This is a genomic window from Bifidobacterium sp. ESL0745, assembly GCF_029433335.1.
Classification (GTDB): Bacteria; Actinomycetota; Actinomycetes; order Actinomycetales; family Bifidobacteriaceae; genus Bifidobacterium.
Genome location: NZ_JAQTHX010000001.1, coordinates 1,182,798 through 1,199,691, shown reverse-complemented (window position 1 = coordinate 1,199,691; position 16,894 = coordinate 1,182,798). Strand labels below are relative to the sequence as shown.

At 52.8% G+C, this 16,894-nt stretch carries 17 protein-coding genes and 3 tRNA genes; 13 read left to right on the top strand and 7 right to left on the bottom strand.

Annotated elements, in window-relative coordinates:
- Positions 1-58 precede the first annotated feature (58 nt).
- Positions 59-805 carry a phosphoglyceromutase gene (locus PT275_RS04695; protein WP_277152819.1) on the top strand — a complete coding sequence of 249 codons (747 nt, stop codon included), beginning with the start codon at positions 59-61 and terminating at the stop codon, positions 803-805.
- A 260-nt stretch (positions 806-1,065) separates the two neighbouring features.
- Here PT275_RS04695 and phoU read toward each other — a convergent pair whose 3' ends face one another.
- Together phoU and PT275_RS04685 are read right to left on the bottom strand one after the other, a co-directional pair.
- Positions 1,066-1,743, bottom strand: coding sequence for a phosphate signaling complex protein PhoU (gene phoU, locus PT275_RS04690; protein ID WP_277152817.1), 678 nt, complete (start codon positions 1,741-1,743; stop codon positions 1,066-1,068).
- Between the two features lie 113 nt (positions 1,744-1,856).
- Complete coding sequence (locus PT275_RS04685) at positions 1,857-2,114, bottom strand: hypothetical protein (RefSeq protein WP_277152815.1); 258 nt, start codon at positions 2,112-2,114, stop codon at positions 1,857-1,859.
- 119 nt (positions 2,115-2,233) lie between these two features.
- On the opposite strand from PT275_RS04685, the gene manA reads away from it, so the two are divergent.
- The 4 genes from manA to PT275_RS04665 all read left to right on the top strand — a co-directional run bounded on the left by manA (position 2,234) and on the right by PT275_RS04665 (position 7,233).
- A complete protein-coding gene (gene manA, locus PT275_RS04680; protein ID WP_277152813.1) occupies positions 2,234-3,787 on the top strand; it encodes a mannose-6-phosphate isomerase, class I in 1,554 nt (517 codons plus the stop codon).
- Positions 3,788-4,111: 324 nt separating this feature from the next.
- The gene (locus PT275_RS04675) at positions 4,112-5,035 is read left to right on the top strand and encodes a CHAP domain-containing protein (RefSeq protein ID WP_277152811.1); all 924 of its coding nucleotides are present in this window, start codon (positions 4,112-4,114) and stop codon (positions 5,033-5,035) included.
- Between the two features lie 222 nt (positions 5,036-5,257).
- Positions 5,258-6,040 (top strand): C40 family peptidase, encoded by a 783-nt coding sequence (locus PT275_RS04670; protein WP_277152809.1) that lies wholly within the window; start codon positions 5,258-5,260, stop codon positions 6,038-6,040.
- Positions 6,041-6,225: 185 nt separating this feature from the next.
- Positions 6,226-7,233, top strand: coding sequence for a universal stress protein (locus PT275_RS04665; protein ID WP_277152806.1), 1,008 nt, complete (start codon positions 6,226-6,228; stop codon positions 7,231-7,233).
- Positions 7,234-7,316: 83 nt separating this feature from the next.
- Here the strand turns inward: PT275_RS04665 and PT275_RS04660 are convergent, their stop codons facing one another.
- Positions 7,317-7,733 carry an OsmC family protein gene (locus tag PT275_RS04660; protein ID WP_277152804.1) on the bottom strand — a complete coding sequence of 139 codons (417 nt, stop codon included), beginning with the start codon at positions 7,731-7,733 and terminating at the stop codon, positions 7,317-7,319.
- A 607-nt stretch (positions 7,734-8,340) separates the two neighbouring features.
- On the opposite strand from PT275_RS04660, the gene PT275_RS04655 reads away from it, so the two are divergent.
- The 3 genes from PT275_RS04655 to PT275_RS04645 all read left to right on the top strand — a co-directional run bounded on the left by PT275_RS04655 (position 8,341) and on the right by PT275_RS04645 (position 10,899).
- A complete protein-coding gene (locus PT275_RS04655; RefSeq protein ID WP_277153665.1) occupies positions 8,341-9,141 on the top strand; it encodes a thymidylate synthase in 801 nt (266 codons plus the stop codon).
- Positions 9,142-9,290: 149 nt separating this feature from the next.
- Positions 9,291-9,950, top strand: coding sequence for a dihydrofolate reductase (locus tag PT275_RS04650; RefSeq protein ID WP_277152802.1), 660 nt, complete (start codon positions 9,291-9,293; stop codon positions 9,948-9,950).
- A gap of 439 nt (positions 9,951-10,389) precedes the next feature.
- Positions 10,390-10,899 (top strand): low molecular weight protein-tyrosine-phosphatase, encoded by a 510-nt coding sequence (locus tag PT275_RS04645; RefSeq protein ID WP_277152800.1) that lies wholly within the window; start codon positions 10,390-10,392, stop codon positions 10,897-10,899.
- A gap of 193 nt (positions 10,900-11,092) precedes the next feature.
- Here the strand turns inward: PT275_RS04645 and PT275_RS04640 are convergent.
- The 3 genes from PT275_RS04640 to PT275_RS04630 form a co-directional block, all read right to left on the bottom strand.
- A tRNA-Phe gene (locus PT275_RS04640) sits at positions 11,093-11,168 on the bottom strand.
- 46 nt (positions 11,169-11,214) lie between these two features.
- A tRNA-Asp gene (locus tag PT275_RS04635) sits at positions 11,215-11,288 on the bottom strand.
- Positions 11,289-11,327: 39 nt separating this feature from the next.
- The gene (locus PT275_RS04630; RefSeq protein ID WP_277152798.1) at positions 11,328-12,062 is read right to left on the bottom strand and encodes a DUF4190 domain-containing protein; all 735 of its coding nucleotides are present in this window, start codon (positions 12,060-12,062) and stop codon (positions 11,328-11,330) included.
- A gap of 62 nt (positions 12,063-12,124) precedes the next feature.
- Here PT275_RS04630 and trmB point away from each other — a divergent pair, with 62 nt between their 5' ends.
- The 3 genes from trmB to PT275_RS04615 all read left to right on the top strand — a co-directional run bounded on the left by trmB (position 12,125) and on the right by PT275_RS04615 (position 14,272).
- Positions 12,125-12,922 (top strand): tRNA (guanosine(46)-N7)-methyltransferase TrmB, encoded by a 798-nt coding sequence (gene trmB, locus PT275_RS04625; protein ID WP_277152796.1) that lies wholly within the window; start codon positions 12,125-12,127, stop codon positions 12,920-12,922.
- Between the two features lie 286 nt (positions 12,923-13,208).
- Positions 13,209-13,280, top strand: a tRNA-Glu gene (locus tag PT275_RS04620).
- A gap of 539 nt (positions 13,281-13,819) precedes the next feature.
- Positions 13,820-14,272 (top strand): hypothetical protein, encoded by a 453-nt coding sequence (locus PT275_RS04615; RefSeq protein ID WP_277152794.1) that lies wholly within the window; start codon positions 13,820-13,822, stop codon positions 14,270-14,272.
- 14 nt (positions 14,273-14,286) lie between these two features.
- Here the strand turns inward: PT275_RS04615 and PT275_RS04610 are convergent, their stop codons facing one another.
- Positions 14,287-14,535: a hypothetical protein gene (locus tag PT275_RS04610; RefSeq protein WP_277152792.1), complete on the bottom strand. Its 249-nt coding sequence runs from the start codon at positions 14,533-14,535 to the stop codon at positions 14,287-14,289.
- A gap of 250 nt (positions 14,536-14,785) precedes the next feature.
- On the opposite strand from PT275_RS04610, the gene PT275_RS04605 reads away from it, so the two are divergent.
- Together PT275_RS04605 and PT275_RS04600 are read left to right on the top strand one after the other, a co-directional pair.
- Positions 14,786-15,544: a DUF1828 domain-containing protein gene (locus PT275_RS04605; protein ID WP_277152790.1), complete on the top strand. Its 759-nt coding sequence runs from the start codon at positions 14,786-14,788 to the stop codon at positions 15,542-15,544.
- Between the two features lie 740 nt (positions 15,545-16,284).
- Positions 16,285-16,491, top strand: coding sequence for a hypothetical protein (locus tag PT275_RS04600; RefSeq protein ID WP_277152788.1), 207 nt, complete (start codon positions 16,285-16,287; stop codon positions 16,489-16,491).
- Positions 16,492-16,894: the final 403 nt, after the last annotated feature.

The window sequence follows — 16,894 nt, the reverse complement described above, 5'->3', positions numbered from 1 at the left end:
TTGTGAACGCTCACAGCTTTATTGCACCATAGTCGCATTCATCAACTAAAATTGAACTATGTCTTATAGATTAGTATTGCTCCGGCACGGCCAGAGCGCATGGAATAAAACAAACCAGTTCACCGGCTGGGTCGATGTTCCGCTCACCGAGCAGGGCGTCGAAGAAGCCAAGCATGGCGGTCAGCTCCTCAAGGAGAAGAATGTCCTTCCCGACATCGTCTTCACTTCGCTGCTGCGTCGCGCCATCAACACCGCCAACTACGCGCTGGATGAGGCCGATCGCCTCTGGATTCCGGTCAAGCGTAGCTGGAGGCTCAACGAGCGTCATTATGGCGCCCTCCAAGGCAAGAACAAGTCCGAAATCCGTGAGAAGTACGGCGACGAGAAGTTCATGATTTGGCGTCGTTCCTACGGTACCCCGCCGCCGGAAATCGATCCCGACGACAAGTTCTCGCAGAACCACGATCCGCGTTACGCCGGCGATCCGGTGCCCGAGACCGAGGCTCTGGCCAACGTCGTCGCGCGCGTCACCCCCTATTGGGAATCCGACATTGTTCCTGAGCTCAAGAGCGGCAAGACCGTCCTGATCGCCGCGCATGGCAACTCCCTGCGAGCCATCGTCAAGATGCTTGACGGGCTGAGCGACGAAGAGATCTCCAAGGTCAATATTCCGACGGCCATACCGCTGGTTTACGAGCTTGACGAGAACATGAAGCCGATCAAGCCTCGTGGCGAGTACCTCGACCCCGAAGCTGCCGCTGCCGGCGCTGCCGCCGTGGCTGCACAGGGCCAAGCCAAGAAGTAAGCCACTGATTTTTTAAAAAGGGCGGTTCATGCGATATTAAGTCGCATGAACCGCCCTTTTATGTTGTCAGAAGCGGCTGAAGGAAACTTCCAATGTCGGCTGTTACTGCCTCTAAACGGCCATCCCTGTCTCTTTCCGTTTGTTTTTGCTGTTAAAACGCGCCGCGGTAAAACACGTCATGGGGCACGATTGACCAGTTAGAGGTACAGGCAGACGCCTGTCGCCGGAACTATGCGTAGGAAATTCCCATTAGACGAAAATCAATCTTCGTCGAGATTGCGGGGTTCCTTGCTCGGATCGAAGCCGGAGACGATATAGACTACCTGACGGGCTGTGGAGACGGCGTGATCGCCAAGCCGCTCCATGAAGCGCGCGGTCAGCACCACGTCGATGAGCTGTTGTTTGGTGCCTTTCCACGAGTCGTCAAGCACCAGCTCGAAGGATTCCTGATGCAACTCGTCGAGCTTGTTGTCATCAGCGATGACCTGCTGGGCAAGTGTCGTGTCGCGGTCGGCAAGCATTTCCGGCAGCCTGTCGGCGGTGATGTCAAGCAGTTGCCGCATCTTACCGAAGATCTGCCGCGTTTTCTCGTCATTCGGCAGCGCAGAGCCTGGGCGTGCCCGATAGGCCGTCTGTGCGATATGTTGTGCAAGATCGCCCATTCGCTCGATGGTGGAAGCAAGTCGCAGCGTGGCCACGACCACGCGCAGGTCCGTGGCGACCGGGTTCTGCTGGGCCAGCAGCTTCACGCATTGGTCAAGGATCTGCTTTTCCAATGCGTCGATGTCGGCATCGCCGTCAATCACCGATTTCGCGGTGGCCATATCCTCGTTCATCAGCGCTTTCCCTGCCCCGTGGATAGCCGCACAGACCCCGTTGGCCATACGCTCGAGATCGTCGGCCACCGCCTTCAGCTCTTCGTTGTAGATAACGCGCATATGAACCTCTTTCGTAGTTGTTGGATGTGCAGGTTATGCGTTGTGTTCTGGTTTTGTTGGTAAATGACGTCGGGAAAAGCTTGACGGATAGATGCGATGGCAGCCGGTTGGAATCAGTTGGCGCCGAGACGGCGATAATCCCAGCGGTCGAAATGTTCCCAGATCAGCATCAACGCGCCGATGATGACTCCCGCGGAGCACAGGATTATGGCTTCGAGCACGTGGAATCCACAGGCGAACAATATAACGCTGACAAGAAGGGCGATGAGCCACCAACTGGTGACGATCAGGAAGGTTTTGCGCAGATCAACCTGGACAGGCTTGGGCGCAGGCTTACAGACATCAGGGTTGATGATCGGGGTAAACTTCATATATTTTATTTTAGTCTCTGGGGCTAACCTTGGGGCGGCTTTACGCTGATTCCGATTTCTGGACTGGTAGAAGAGCTATGAGAACATAGGGGAAGCGTAAAATTACAAGGAGCTTTCAAGTGTATTCGATTCACCCGGTCGTCAAACGGTATGCCTGGGGGTCCTATACCCATTTGCAGAACATGTTCGCTTCGCAATTGCGTACTGATCCTGTATCGCTGCTAGGCGCGACCGCTGCCCGTCCGTACCCCGGCGATGGTCCTATCGCCGAGATGTGGTTCAGCGGCCATACCCAATGGCCTTCATCCATTGACGTGAATCCGCAAAGATTGCCAGTCCGGTCACCAAGACATGCCACGTCGTCGCAATCGCACAGTCCGCTTTCGGACGGTCTGCCAGAGCCCGAAACCGCGCAAAACTGTCAGCAAACCGTTGCCATGCCGCTGACCGACCTCATTCGTAACGACCCGGAAGGCATGCTTGGCGTACGTTGCTCGAATAAATTCGGTCCCGTTCTGCCTTACCTCTTAAAAGTCATTTCCGCAAGGATCCCGCTTTCTCTTCAGGTCCATCCCGTCGATTTTCAGGCGCGTGCCGGTTTCAACGCGGAGAATATCGACCATGTTCCGATTGATGCCCCTGAACGTTGTTTTAAGGATGGGGTTGCAAAGAACGAGATGGTTGTGGCATTGCAGCCATTTGAGGCTTCCGTGGGGTTTGCGACACCGGCGTTCATGCTTTCCAATCTCACACTGGTCGATCACCCGATCGCACAGCGTATGGTCGAAGTGCTTACCCCGCAATCGCATCACGGACTATATGGTCTGCATGGCATGCGCGGGGTGTTCGGTGCAGCGTCGTCGGAGGAAACCCGTGATTTTGCCGATGTGGACGCGATGATGCCAGTGGCTTCGGCGGTGTGGCAGCCATCCCAGAAACGGATTTTCCGCGCATTCCACACTGCCGTGAGTGCCAAAAGTGCCTCCGGCCTGCGTAAAGCCCTTGAAAACGCCGCGACGCAGATTCGTGATGAACGCTCGCTTCTTGCCTTCCGGTTTGCGTTGGCGGCCGAACAGGCGTTTCCCGGCGACCCCAGCGTCCTTGCGTTGCTGATGATGAATCCGGTTTCGCTGCAGCAAGGGGAGTCGGTTTTCATTCCTGCCGGCACGCCCCACGCCTATATCCATGGCACCGGGGTCGAGATCATGAACAATTCCGACAACGTGCTGCGTGCCGGGATGACGGTCAAGCACAAGGATATTCCCGACTTCCTGCGCAGCCTTGACTGCACTTCATCCTCGCCTATCGACCCGAGTGTCAATTGGATGGGGGACTTGGGCACGATGCTGGGCAATAGGCTTGTCTATCGGCCGAAGATTGACGAATTCATGCTCAGTTATGGCCGGGTCGGCACGGCTCAGCGCCCGTGGCCAATCGTCGAACGCCTGTCGCTTCGTTACGGCAGGTTGATGACCAAGGTCGCCTTCACCGCCCGGCATTTCGGTCCGAGAATCGTGGTGTGCATCGAGGGCACGGTCAGAGTCACCAGTTCACGGGAATCAAGGGTTCTACAGCAGGGTGAGGCGGTTTTTGTTCCTGCTTCCGACGGATCGGTTCACATGGATTCCTACAGTGAGATCGGTACGTTTATCATGGCTTCCTCGCAGATATGAGTCTTGTTTTTCTCAAGCGTTTTATCGGTTTCGTAAGTGGTTTGAGGAGTATTGCCTCAGTTCTCAAAATAGGAAGTTTTCAGCCTCTATGTTTTTGTCTTTTATGTGAAGAAAATGTGACACGCCGATAAATCGAGTACATATTGCCGTTTTGAGACGACAGTGGTCAGAACGGCTGTAAAAAAATCATGGAATGAAGTATTCTGGTAGCAGAATTCATGGGGTGGCAGATGCACGTTGCGCTGCGCTATTGATACGGTGTTGTACCGATAACGTTCGTCGGGCATCTGGCATCACTGAAAATTGTCCGCAAGGAGTTGGTTTATGGTTCACGGTGCGCACAGGGCACAAAGAGGAACGAGACGTGCTGTCAGCGTTTCGTCGCTTTTTTCTCCTTCCGAGGGAACGCATTCGCTCAAGGCAGTGCGACAGGCCCAGGCAGTGGACACCAATGGGGCCATGGTCGGCCTGAGCCCTGAAGTCATGGACAAGCTCAACGAGATTGTGCCTGAAACCCGTCGTTCCATTCGTCTGGCAAGGGAAAGTGAGAATCACCACCACGCGGCGGTGGTCTCGGCTTCTCTGGCCGCTTTGGTGGGCGCCACCGCCACGGCAGCAATGGCCGGAAACCCCAGTCGTCCCAGTTTTACCGCTTCTGCCGAAACCACTACGACCTCTACACTGAGGCCAGTCAGTGCGGCGTCCCGTTCAGAAGACCGTACCCCGCTTCCCCAGAACAGTGACGATGGCACGTGGAGTCTTGGAGCGTCCAATACTTCGTTGGATATCTCTGCAATGTCGAAGTCGACTGCCGGCAATCCACAGATCGCAAGTCTTATGGATCAGGATTACTCGTCGCTTCCCTCTGGTTTCAATCCGAATCACGCCACAGGGGATGCGGGCAATAATTATGATTTCAGCCAGTGCACCTGGTGGGTGTATGTGCGCCGGCATCAGCTTGGCCTTCCTGCTGGTTCGCAGATGGGCAACGGTGCTCAGTGGGCGGCTTCTGCGCGTTCCATGGGCTATTGGGTTGACCGCACGGCGCGCCATACCGGCGATATCATGGTTTTCGCTCCTGGCCAGGACGGTTCCAACCCGACTTGTGGCCATGTCGCCATCATTGAAAAGGTCAATCCTGACGGTTCCGTTGTCACCTCCGAGTGCGGGGTGACTTTGCAGGGGAAGACATTCTCCAGGACGTTCACGGCCGATCAGGTTTCGCAGCATCAGATCATTCATTACTGAGGTTATTTCTCAGATTACGATGTCAGCGCAAATATGTCGCTGGATTTCAGGTGGGCCTTGCCCGCCGTTGTGTGGTGAATGTTCCTTGTAAAAGATGCCGTATTTGCCTTTGTTTCAAGCTTCTATCAACCGGCTGAATATGAGTGCGAACAAGCGTTATTCCATCAAAGATTGCGGTTTTGTCGCCTCGTAGATGTTACAGCTATCTGATAACATGAAGGCATGTTAAAAGCTTCGAAGATTTGTGCGTCTCTAGCAGCTCTCGCTCTTAGTGCCTCAGCGTTCTGCGCATTGTCTCCCTCCGCGTTCGCCGCCAATGAAGACAACGAGCCGGTTACTTCCTCCCGTTCGTTCCGCAAGGTGAACGTCGTACGTAAGGATTTGCTCAAAGAGTCGACCTCCACCGATGTTGATGCCAAGTCGGATTGGGGTGGTATCGAATCGCTGGATGTGCCGCAAACGCAGTCACAGGCCGAAAAGGACGCAGTGGTCGCCCAACAGCGTGCCGCCGAAGCCGCCGCTACGGCGGCTGCCAATGCAGCCGCGGCGTCGAGGTCTCAGGCTCGCGCTCCGCTGGCTCAAGCCCCGGCGACGAATTCCAATAACCAGTCTTCAAGTCAGCCACAGGCAGTTTCCGTAACGCCTCCGAATGGCGAATCCGCCTCAGCTCTGGTCAGCTTTGCAATGCAGTTCGATGGAAAAGTCCCTTACCTGCGTGGTGGCAATACGCCGGCGGGATGGGATTGCTCCGGCTTCGTGCAGTATGTATTCGGTCAAATGGGAATCGCGTTGCCTCGTACTTCTGGCGATCAGGCCACGGCAGGTCGCGCCGTTCCGGATTTGTCACAGGCGATGCCGGGCGACATCCTCGCCAGCTCCGGTCACGCTGCGATTTATATCGGCAACGGTCAAGTGATCAACGCTCTCAATCCTGGGAAGCTCACCTCATGCTCACGTGTTGTCGATGTGTTCAAGAGTGGCTATGCCATTCGCCGAGTTCTCTGACCGGCATGTTTTTAGAATAGGTAAGTTTGACAAGTATGGTTTATTTGTCGAATTTTCTGGTAGGAATGCGCCTCATTTGAGGCGCATTTTCGATATTCGGCGAAGAATGATGGTGTTTTAACCCAAGACTGGTATTCTTTTAACAGAACCGCTTTAACGGTGTCACGTATGTCAAGGAGGTAGTCATGGTAAACGATAAGGCTATTCTGGTAGGTGTCGATGGATCGCAAGCCAGCTACAAGGCAACTTGGTGGGCGGCGAATTACGCCAAGCACGCGGGATTGATGCTGCAGATTGTCTGTGCCTATTCGCTGCCGAGCTATGCGGCAGTTTCGTTCGATTCCACCTATACTTCAATGGGTGACGACAACGCGGCCCACATTGACGCGCAGGAGATTCTTTCCAAGGCCAAGGCCATTGCCGATGAGCAGGGCGTCGAAGCGCAGACATTGATTGTCACCGGCGATCCTTCGTCCGTTTTCGTCGAGCTTTCGCGTAATTACAATCTGATCGTCATCGGCAACCGCGGCAAGGGCGGATTGGCCGAACGTCTGTTGGGAACCACCAGCTCCTCGCTGCCTGCCTATGCCTATTGCCCGATCATCGTGGTGCCGTACACCGACGATGACGGCAAGACCATGCATCTGAACAACACCATCAAGCGTGTGGCTGTCGGCATCGATGCCAGCCAGTGGGGCTTGAAGGCGTTGCAGATCGCCGCCGATCTTTCGGCCGACCGCGGTGCCGAGCTTGACGTCATTGACGCGGTGCCCGGCTTGCAAGGCGTCAGCGACGAGGACGGTGTCTATGATTCCTATATGGAAGACCTTGAATCAATGCTTGCCCCGATCCGTAAGGCGCATCCTGATTTGAAGATCACCAAGACCATCGTTCCTGAATCCGCGGTAAGCGCCTTGACCAAGGCGAGTTATGACCATGACATCGTCGTGGTCGGTTCGCGTGGTAAGGGCGGGTTCACCGGTCTGCTGGTCGGTTCCACTAGCCAGGGCCTTATCCAGCATGCTGCGGGACCGGTCTACGTGGTGCCGCGCAAATATGTCGAAGCCGAAAAATCCCGTTCCGATGGTGCCATCGAAGGCATCGAAGGCGTACAGCAGGTATCGGTCAAAACCGCCGACAGCTCGGCCGCCGAGGCAATCGAATCCTCCATCGATCCGCAGCACAAGGACTGATTGCCCGAATACGTATAAAAGGGCGGTGCCGATCTCCTTATGGATGATCGACACCGCCCTTTTACTATTGATAAAGCGATGGCCTACTTGGTGAGCACCTTGACATCCATCGTCACCGGGGTGGCGACCTCATAGGTGTGCATCACCGTGCAGGACTTCTCGATGTGCTTTTCCACGCGGTCCTTCAGCTTTTCGACGTCCTCGCCATGAATGCCGGCGCTCTGCGCGTCAATGACCACCTGTTCGCGGAAGGAGGTGTAGCCATCGGCCTCACGGTCGTAATCGCCGTCGACGGTGATTTTCGCACCTTTGCCTTCGCCCAGCGAATTCTCGATGGTCATCTGGCTGGAAAGTGCGCCGCAACCCGCCAACGCCACCTTCATCAGGTCGCCGGGGTTGAACAGACCCTTGCCGTGCCCGAACTTGATGTGAGCGCCGTCGTCGCTGAACGCGTCCCAGGAACCGTCCTTGTTACGCTCCACCCACAGTTTCTTTGCCATAATTATCTCCTCGCGGTTGTGCCTTGTTTGTTTCAAGGCGTGTCCCTACCAATGTATAGCTAAGTCCGGTCGAGCGTGCAAAACATCAAATAAGGAGCGTCGCTTTCCCGGTTTCGAGGAATAAACTCCTAAATTGCTGTTTTTCAACCCTCTTGGTGCGCCAAGAGCCCCATTTTATCGAAGAATTGACCCCATTTTCATCTTTTTAGGGGTTCTTGGTGCGCCAAGAGCCTCATTTTTGCAAGAATTGCTGGCATTTTTATCGATTTAGGGTTGCTTGGTGCGCCAAGAGCCCCATTTTTATGAGAATTGTTGTAATTCTTAGTGATTTTATATAACTTGGTGCGCCAAGATGAAGAAATATAGGACTTTGATGAGAGCGTGAATAGGGCGAATTATTCGTTAGTGGCCGTTTTCTGGCATAATGTGGCCTGGCGTTGGGAATAGGATGCCATTGATGGCTTCCCGGCATTTTTGATGGAGACAGATCACTTTGTTGCAAGCGTAAGGCCGCCCCAGGTTGCTAGAATGAATAACTATGCTGAACCAAGAACAACTTGAAGAAATTCGTCATAAGATTCCCGCGCGTCCAAAGACCGATATTCCCATGCCTTATGAGGATCTGGTACGTGATATCCTGACGCAAGGAACGCTCAAGACCGATCGTACCGGCACGGGCACGATTTCCCTGTTCGGCAGGCAAATGCGTTTCGATCTTTCCAAAAGTTTTCCCTTGCTGACCACCAAGACGGTTTATTTCAAGGGCATCGCCTACGAACTGCTGTGGTTCCTCAAGGGGTCGAGCAATGTGCGCTGGCTGCAGGGGCACAACGTGCACATTTGGGACGAGTGGGCCGACGAGAACGGCGATTTGGGCCCGGTCTACGGCGTGCAGTGGCGCAGCTGGCCGGCACCGACCAAGGATGACCCGAACCGCACCATCGACCAGATCTCCAACGTGTTGAATCTCATCAAGACCCATCCCGATTCCCGTCGTATGATCGTCACTGCATGGAACCCGGCCGAAGTCGAGCAGATGGCGCTGCCGCCCTGCCACGCGCTTTTCCAGTTCTATGTGGCCGATGGCAAGCTTTCCTGCCAGCTTTATCAGCGCTCCTGCGACATGTTCCTCGGGGTGCCCTTCAACATAGCGTCCTATTCGCTTTTGACCTTGATGATGGCTCAGCAGACCGGCCTTGAGCCGGGGGAGTTCGTCTGGACCGGTGGCGATTGCCATGTTTACGACAACCACATCGACCAGGTTTTGACCCAGCTTTCACGCGACCCGTATCCGTACCCGCAAATTGAGATCCGCAAGGCCGATTCGATTTTCGACTACCAGTACGAGGACTTCAAAATCGTCAATTATCAGCATCATCCGGCCATCAAGGCACCGGTTGCGGTCTGAAATGGTATTGCGGACTTGTGCCAACAGGGTCTGTGCTGGTTGCGGTCCGGAATGGCTTCCTGGCTTGAGATGCGGTTTCAACCGGCGCGAAATCGCGTCTCAACCGTTGGTTAGACTGGATACATTGCCTGATTCAAGGAGTATATGAAATGGAGCATGACAGTAGCCGTACCGGCTATCACGAACCCGAGCCCGGACTTGCCGGGCAAAAAACCACTGAGGACTGGGGGGACGATGTCGTCAAGACGTTCTCGGTGAATCTCATCTGGGCGTGTGCAGAGGATATGCAGGGGCGTCCCGATGCGCTGGGGTTCAATGGCGGGATACCGTGGCATCTCGCCGAAGATATGAAGCATTTCAAGGAATTGACCGTTTCCCATCCGGTCATCATGGGTCGCAAGACTTGGGATTCGCTTGATCCGAAATACCGTCCGTTGCCCAACCGTGACAATATCGTCGTTTCGCACGATCCGAACTGGCATGCAGCAGGTGCGACCACCGCCAACGACATTGAAGCGGCGCTTGATTTCGCGCGTCAGGAGGCCATTCCCGACGATGGGCTGGATCGCAGCGAAATCTGGGTGATCGGGGGAGCGCAGCTGTTCCGCGCTATTATGCCGTTCGCCAACAAGGCCTACGTCACCTATATTCGTGGCCGTTTCGACGCTGATACCTATGCGCCTGATATGGGCGAGTTGGTGCGCGACAGGGCCTGGAGCGTCGAGAGCGAAGGGCAATGGGCATCGCCGCGCAAACCCGAAGGTGCCGTCGAAGCCTATCGTTTCGTCACGTATAAGAAGAATTCCTGATTCGTTATTCGCGTTGAATAATTGACGCAGATATGGCCACCGTTGTGGCTGTGTCTGCGTTCTTTGTATTTGTGCCGGAATTGGCAATTGTCTCTGAGAATCACGTGTAAACGACTATGCTACGACGATTGTTCCTGTACCTTTCACATTTGCATTGATACTGATATGTCCGATTCCGATAGGTTACGGCAAACGGCTACGTTATGATGATAGTGCCTGTTTCTTTTGCCTTTGACCGGCAATATTGACCGATAATATCGATATCGGGTCTGACGATAGATCCACATACGAATGGTCCTTACGATGTTGCATCTACGTTTGTAGATATTCGTAGACAACAAATGATGTGTGGTCTGTCGGATTGAGCCCGTTACAGCCTGTTCGTTATGATGGCTGTATCGAACATCATCCGTTTTTGCAGAGGAAAGTTGCTTTAGTTATGTCCAATCATCCTTACACCGTCATGACCGTCTGCACCGGCAATATCTGCCGTTCCCCGATGGCCGAGATCATTCTGCGCGCCAATTTCGAGGAACGCGGGCTGGGGGACAAGGTGCGGGTGATGTCCAGTGGCGTCAGCGACGAGGAATACAGCCATCCGATCGACCCACGTGCCGTGCGTGTGTTGCGCCAACGCGGCTATGAGATTCCCAAACATCATTTCGCGCACCGCATCACATCCGAGGAGATCGAGCAGAGCGACCTGTTCCTGCCGATGACATGGTCGCACGAAAGGGGACTCCTGCGTCTTCTGCCGGCCGACAAGAAGCCGGAAGTGCACCTTTACCGCAGCTTCGATCCGAATCTGCCCAAGCCCGCGCCCGGCCACGAAAGCGATATCGACCTGGTCGACCCTTGGTACGGCGGTCCACGCGATTTCGACATTGCCATCGACCAGATTGACGGCGTCGCCCCCTACATCGTCGATTGGGTGGCCAAGCAGCTCTGAGTTCCGAGCCTTCGATACTAGCGTTAAGATCCTGGCATGAAGCGATTCGTGTCGGGATCTTAACGCTTCCGCTTCTATAACCTGAATCTGCTGGGTAAATGCTGGGTTTGGCCGGTATCCCCGTAATCCGCTTATCGGTGAAGAAATGGAAAAGCCTCGAAACCGTTGCGATTACTTGGTTTCGAGACCTGAGTGGTGGCTCCGAGCGGCATCGATCCGCTGACCTAACGATTTTCAGTCGTTCGCTCTACCAACTGAGCTACAGAGCCATGAATAAATCAAAAACCCGGCGAACCGGGCTTAAGACCATTCGAGCGACTCCGGCCAGACTTGAACTGGTGACCTCCGCCGTGACAGGGCGGCGCTCTAACCAACTGAGCTACGGAGCCGTGGCTTGCTTTCATCAAGCAGCCGAGTGTTAATATTACTCAGAATTCGGCGAGACGCAACTCTGGAACGGTTTCAGCGTGTCGCACTTGCTCAAAGTCGTAATGATAATAGGTATAGCCGGTGTCCTGATTGTCCTCGTCCGGGTCATCCCCGTCGTCATCGAACGGATTTGAATTGCAATCGGAGCCAACGCAACCATGGTAATCGTAGCCCGTGTTGTTCAACGCAGAATGGAAGATCGAAACGAGGGCGATGACCACGACGATCTCCAGCAATGTCATCACAGCGCCAATGGCGATTCCGGCGATGGCCATCCCTTTGCTTTTCTCTCTACTGCGATTGATCTGTACAAGCGCGACTGCGGAGATTACCAGGCCGATCAGCGGCATCAGGAATGAGAGTATAAATCCGACGATGCAAAGCGTGTTCCATTTCTGGTTGGGAGCCGGAACATAGTAATAGCCCTGAGGGCCCGTCGGAGGAATGGGACCGTATGCCTGATAATCGGATGCCGGCCCGTTTCCGTATCCGTATCCGTATTGGTACGGAGGCTGGCCTGCTTGCGGGCTCTGGCAGCCGTTGCTCCGTGGGTTTCCGGATTGTTGCCAAACGGTGTTCTGGGTGTAGGAAGGGTTCTGGTTTGCCTGCGTATATTGCGGTGTCTGGTAGGGGAAAGCCGTATTACTGGTCTCTTGTGGATTAGACGGCGTTTGTTGGCTCTGCTGATTGCGCTGGTCTTGCTGAGCGTTTGCATTGAAATCGTTGTCGTGCATAGCGCACAGTCTACGCGGGGAAGCTGAATTTACGGGTTCGCCATCGGCTAGACTTGAAATCCATGCAGGAAGACAAGAAAAAAATCCATCATGTGCTCTCGTATGTCCGGCGGACGGGACGTCTTGACGATCGGCTCAAGCGGGCATGGCAGCAATATTCGCCGGATTTCCTGCTTGATGTCAATGCGGGCGGGGGCTCGCTTGATATCAAGCCCGGATTTGTGTTCGATCACGATTTTGTGGCTGAGACCTGGGATAACGACCATCCTTTGGTCATCGAAATCGGCACCGGGCAGGGCGAGAACGTCGTTGCCGCAGCCCAGGAACATCCCGAAACCAATTTCCTTGCCGTAGAGGTCTACGATCCCGGCGTGGCGCATACGATGCTGCGCGCGGGCAAGCTTGGTCTTGCCAACCTGCGTATTGCCCAGGTCAATGCGCCGGAACTGTTCAAGGTGTGTGAGCCGGGTGTGGTCGAAGAGGTGTGGACGTTCTTCCCTGATCCCTGGCCCAAAATGCGGCACCACAAACGGCGTATCGTCCAACCGGCGCTCGCCGATGACGTGCATAAGGCGCTGGGTATGGGGAAGGTGTGGCGGATTGCCACCGATATTGAGGATTATGCCCTGCATGTCCACGAGGTGATGGATGGGCGCGAGGATTTCGCCAATATCGGTACGTTCAGCGTTTCGTTGCCGACGCAGCATGTGGGCAAGGGGACTGCGGATAGGGCTTCGTCGCTGCCGCACGCCGACTTCAAGGAATCTCAGCGATATGAGGGCAGGGTGCTCACCAACTTTGAGAAGAAGGGACTCGCTGCAGGGCGCGTGATTCACGACTTCACCTATGAGGCTCGATGATTGTTTGATGAAAGGTTAACCGCCAACCGAACGTATCGTGATTGCTGAGCGAAGGTAATTGTCGATCGAACGTATCGGAATTGTCGCCTGCTGGAGCATCATCGGCTGAGTGAATGTGACTTTGCCGAACTGGCTGCGGGGATTTACTGGAGTAATTGCCCCATAATGTCACTGTCAGTTTGATTGTCGGTTGATGCCGTCAGATGGTCAATGGCTCGCTATTGTGCGGTCAACACGCCGGTACTTGCTTGAATCGAGTTCGTATTTTAAACTAAGTAGGTTGTTAGCCCCCCTCGTCTAACGGTTAGGACACCAGACTTTCAATCTGACAACAAGAGTTCGACTCTCTTGGGGGGTACTTTTTCTGGGGTTTCCGATAATGCTGTTTCTCCATTTATTTCTGATTGATATTTTTGTGTTTCGATTATTTTCTGTTGTTTGTGTAAAAGTAAATAGATAAGTAGCTGCGGAGCGCTATCTTTCTCGTGGAATAGCTCATCCCTACTGACTGTCTTAATCCACCACTGGGATTATGGCAGCTCCTGTCAAAAATATGCAGTTTTTCGAGTTTTTGATCGTGTTTTTCTTTTTTACTTGTAAATACGATATCGGATAATTCCTTTGTAGAAAGTGCGATAATGGTGTTGTGCTCGCCGTTCGGAGTAGAGAGGCAAAAACATGAGATGTTACATTAAATTTAATGGATTGATCATCGGCCCTTTTAACAGTGTTGAGATTGCCGAGATTAAGAAGCAACTTACAAGGGCGACTTCTGAAGGTACAGGGGTATTTATCAGTGGTAAAGAACTAGGTGGGGCGGGCTGTTCTATTACTGATTACTGGACGCCTGGATCACCTATTAGTTTCAGATATATGTAGTTTGGAAAGGGTCGGATTATGAAACTGAAGAAGACAGCAGCGGTTGCGGCCTCTCTGGTGATGCTTATAGGATTCGCTGCCTGTGGACAGTCGCCACAAAACAACGCAGGCGATAGCGCATCGTCCTCGCAGACGAAGCCGACACCGAAACCCGCAGATCTCACGGGCACTTGGAAGCAAACGAACTCGAGTTCCAAAGATGAACTGATGGAGGCCACAATTACTGCCGATTCCATCGAGATTAATTGGGTAAAGCCCGACCGGCAGAGCTTGTATTGGAAGGGCACGTTTACTGCACCGACCAAGGCCGGCACCTATTCGTGGACTAGCAACGGTGATACCGAGACCATGAAGACGTCAATCATGGCTTCGCAGGATGCGACGAAGAAGTTCACCTACGATGGCAAGCAGCTCACCTATGAACAGTCCGCTCTCGGTACCACGTCGACCATCCGCATGAGCAAGCAGTAAACCGCCGTTAACTACTAATCCTGCTTCTGAGTAAATGGCCAAGTGATTAGGAAAATGATCGAGGGAGGCAACATGACGATTGATTTAGATGAAGCTGAAGCCCGTCGGCTTCTTCTCGAGCTGAGAAAGAGGCCCTTGTCGACGAGTTCACTATGCCGGCCGGAAATGAACGGCACAAGGGGTTTGATGTCAAGGCGCAGGAAAACGACGATGACCAGTTCCGCATAGACCTGTATCGTGGCAGAATAGATATTGAAAGACATTCAATCAACGCTAGGGTATCAGGAGGAGATATCGTGCTCATGAGACTTTGCGTTAATCCCAGTCAGCCGCATACCAACCCTGATAGCAGAGTCATCAAGAGCACACATCTTCATATCTACCGCAGTGGGTTTGATGATCGTTTCGCCGAGCCAATTGATATCGAATCACCCAGTTTTATAGACGATACCATGTTACTGCTCAAGCGGTTTAATGTTGTCAAGACGCTTCTATGCAGGATGCAATGCTACTATGAGCGACCTGCTTGTCGACGAATATGCCGACTGGATTCATGAAAATTCAGCGTTGCGGAAAGTCAATGCGTGGCGTGAGATAACCGTGCCATTCCTTGACCACAGCGGCGGTCATTTCCAGTTCTATGCGCGTGTCAAGGATAGCGATCTGCTGTTTGACGATGATGGGTATACGCTCAACAGCATGGAGACGATGGGTTCCAGTCTGCGAGGTAAACGGGAAGAACGTTTGGGTGACATAGCCAGACAGTTCGGGGCAATGTATCACGATGGATCCATAGTTATGGTGGCGAGTCCCGAGCGTTCAGGCGATGCCATGAACCGTTATATACAGGCGCTCATCCATGTGGATTCGCTCATGGAAGTCATAACCAAGCGTACTGCTTCGTATTTTGTGGAAGATGTAGCGGAAACTCTTACCGAGCAAGGCATCTTTTATATGAAGGATATCAACATTCAGGGTAAGTCTCTTTATCTACACAACTTCAGCTTCCTGTTCCAAAAGAGCAGGGAGTTGCCCACCACTTTCGCCCAAGCACCGAACCGGCTAGATGAGACCGCCGTTGCCACAATCATGTTTGCGTGGAATGATGTGCATGATACGAAAGAACGCAAGAATGCGGTCTTGTGTGTGTTTGCTGATGATAGAAGCGGTAAAGCGAACCAAAAGGCGTTGACTGGGTTCGCGAGATATGGGGTCAAAGTGCTTGGCTTCACGGAGATACCGTCCAAAGCCCGGCGGATTCTTCCGGCGTGATTTGTGCCCACATAAGTCAACAGCAGCTATATTAAATGACGAAAAATATGCCCGTTAGGGTACAACGCGGCAAGGCTGATGAAAATGGATTTTAAAGATTCAATAAAATTGTTCCTCACACTATTCTAAAGCAGAGCTGCGGAATCGAGCGCATATCATGTCAACCTCGCCTCATACCAGACCGCCAACTGCCCCAGATAGTTATGCTTCATTTCAACAGAACAGGGGTGGCAATGGACGAGCAAAAGTGAATTATGGGCGAGCTTAACGTTTGAAAGCGAGTAGAGGAAGAGGAATCAAGTAGAAATTACGGCGAATTCATTGGTAGCGTCACAGTCATGAGCCTGACGGTCAGGTCGTGCGCGAACGTCGACCGTCCAAAGGCAGTTGGGGTACGCGAGCGCCAGCATGACCTTGGACGTATACAGCGATCTGTTCGATGAGGATCTGGACTCGGTACGCAGTACCATGAATGATATTTTGCTCAGGTATGTGGTCAAAATGCGGTCACATGACGTCTTCGAAGTTGCCTGAAAATCTGAAACACCAATGTTTCCAGCGGTTTTCAGGTCTGGTCTTTTCATAAACACAAGAGTTCGGCTCTCTTGGGAAGTACTTTTTCTAGGGTTTCAAACTTCAGTCTTAAGATTTGCTTTATTTTGATATTTCATGCTTCGGGCGGCGGTGGTACCAGTTTCGTGGGATAATGATGGCAATACGTATAGCAAGGGGACGGAAGTATGGACAATTGGTATATCCATTGTGGCGGTAAGGATCTTAACGGGTTCAGTTACGAACAGATAGTCGATATCCAGGAGCAACTTCGTCAAGCTACTGCTGCTGGAACTGGTGTATTTATTGCTGAACCGATTTGGCCAACTGATAATTATCCAAAAACTGTAGTGTATTGGACACCCGGAACACCAATTGTCTTTCTAAAGTATTGATAGCTGAACAAGACAAGATAAGATACTTTCGTAGCTGCGGCTGATAACATCCTTGGGGGTATAACGGCCGCAGTGCCGGCATCGGTCTTTGTGGCAGGGATGCCGGTGCGTGCAGGTTTTTGCGTTACGTAACCGTATGTTTTATGGGGCACGGATGTGATTGAACATTTGCTTTGGACCAGATGAAAATCTTGAGGCGTATCGAAGGTGCAATCTTTCGATACGTCTCATTTTTGTATTTTTTGGTTTGAATTTTCGTCGATTCACCAATTGTCTGCTAATACGACGGTCTCATCATGCAATGGTACAAAATGGGTCCATTCGGCTTGGGTTTCTTCCTTGATGTGAAATGAACCATAAAATCATCTAATTTTCTTCCTTTAATAATTTTTTTCTTGATTTT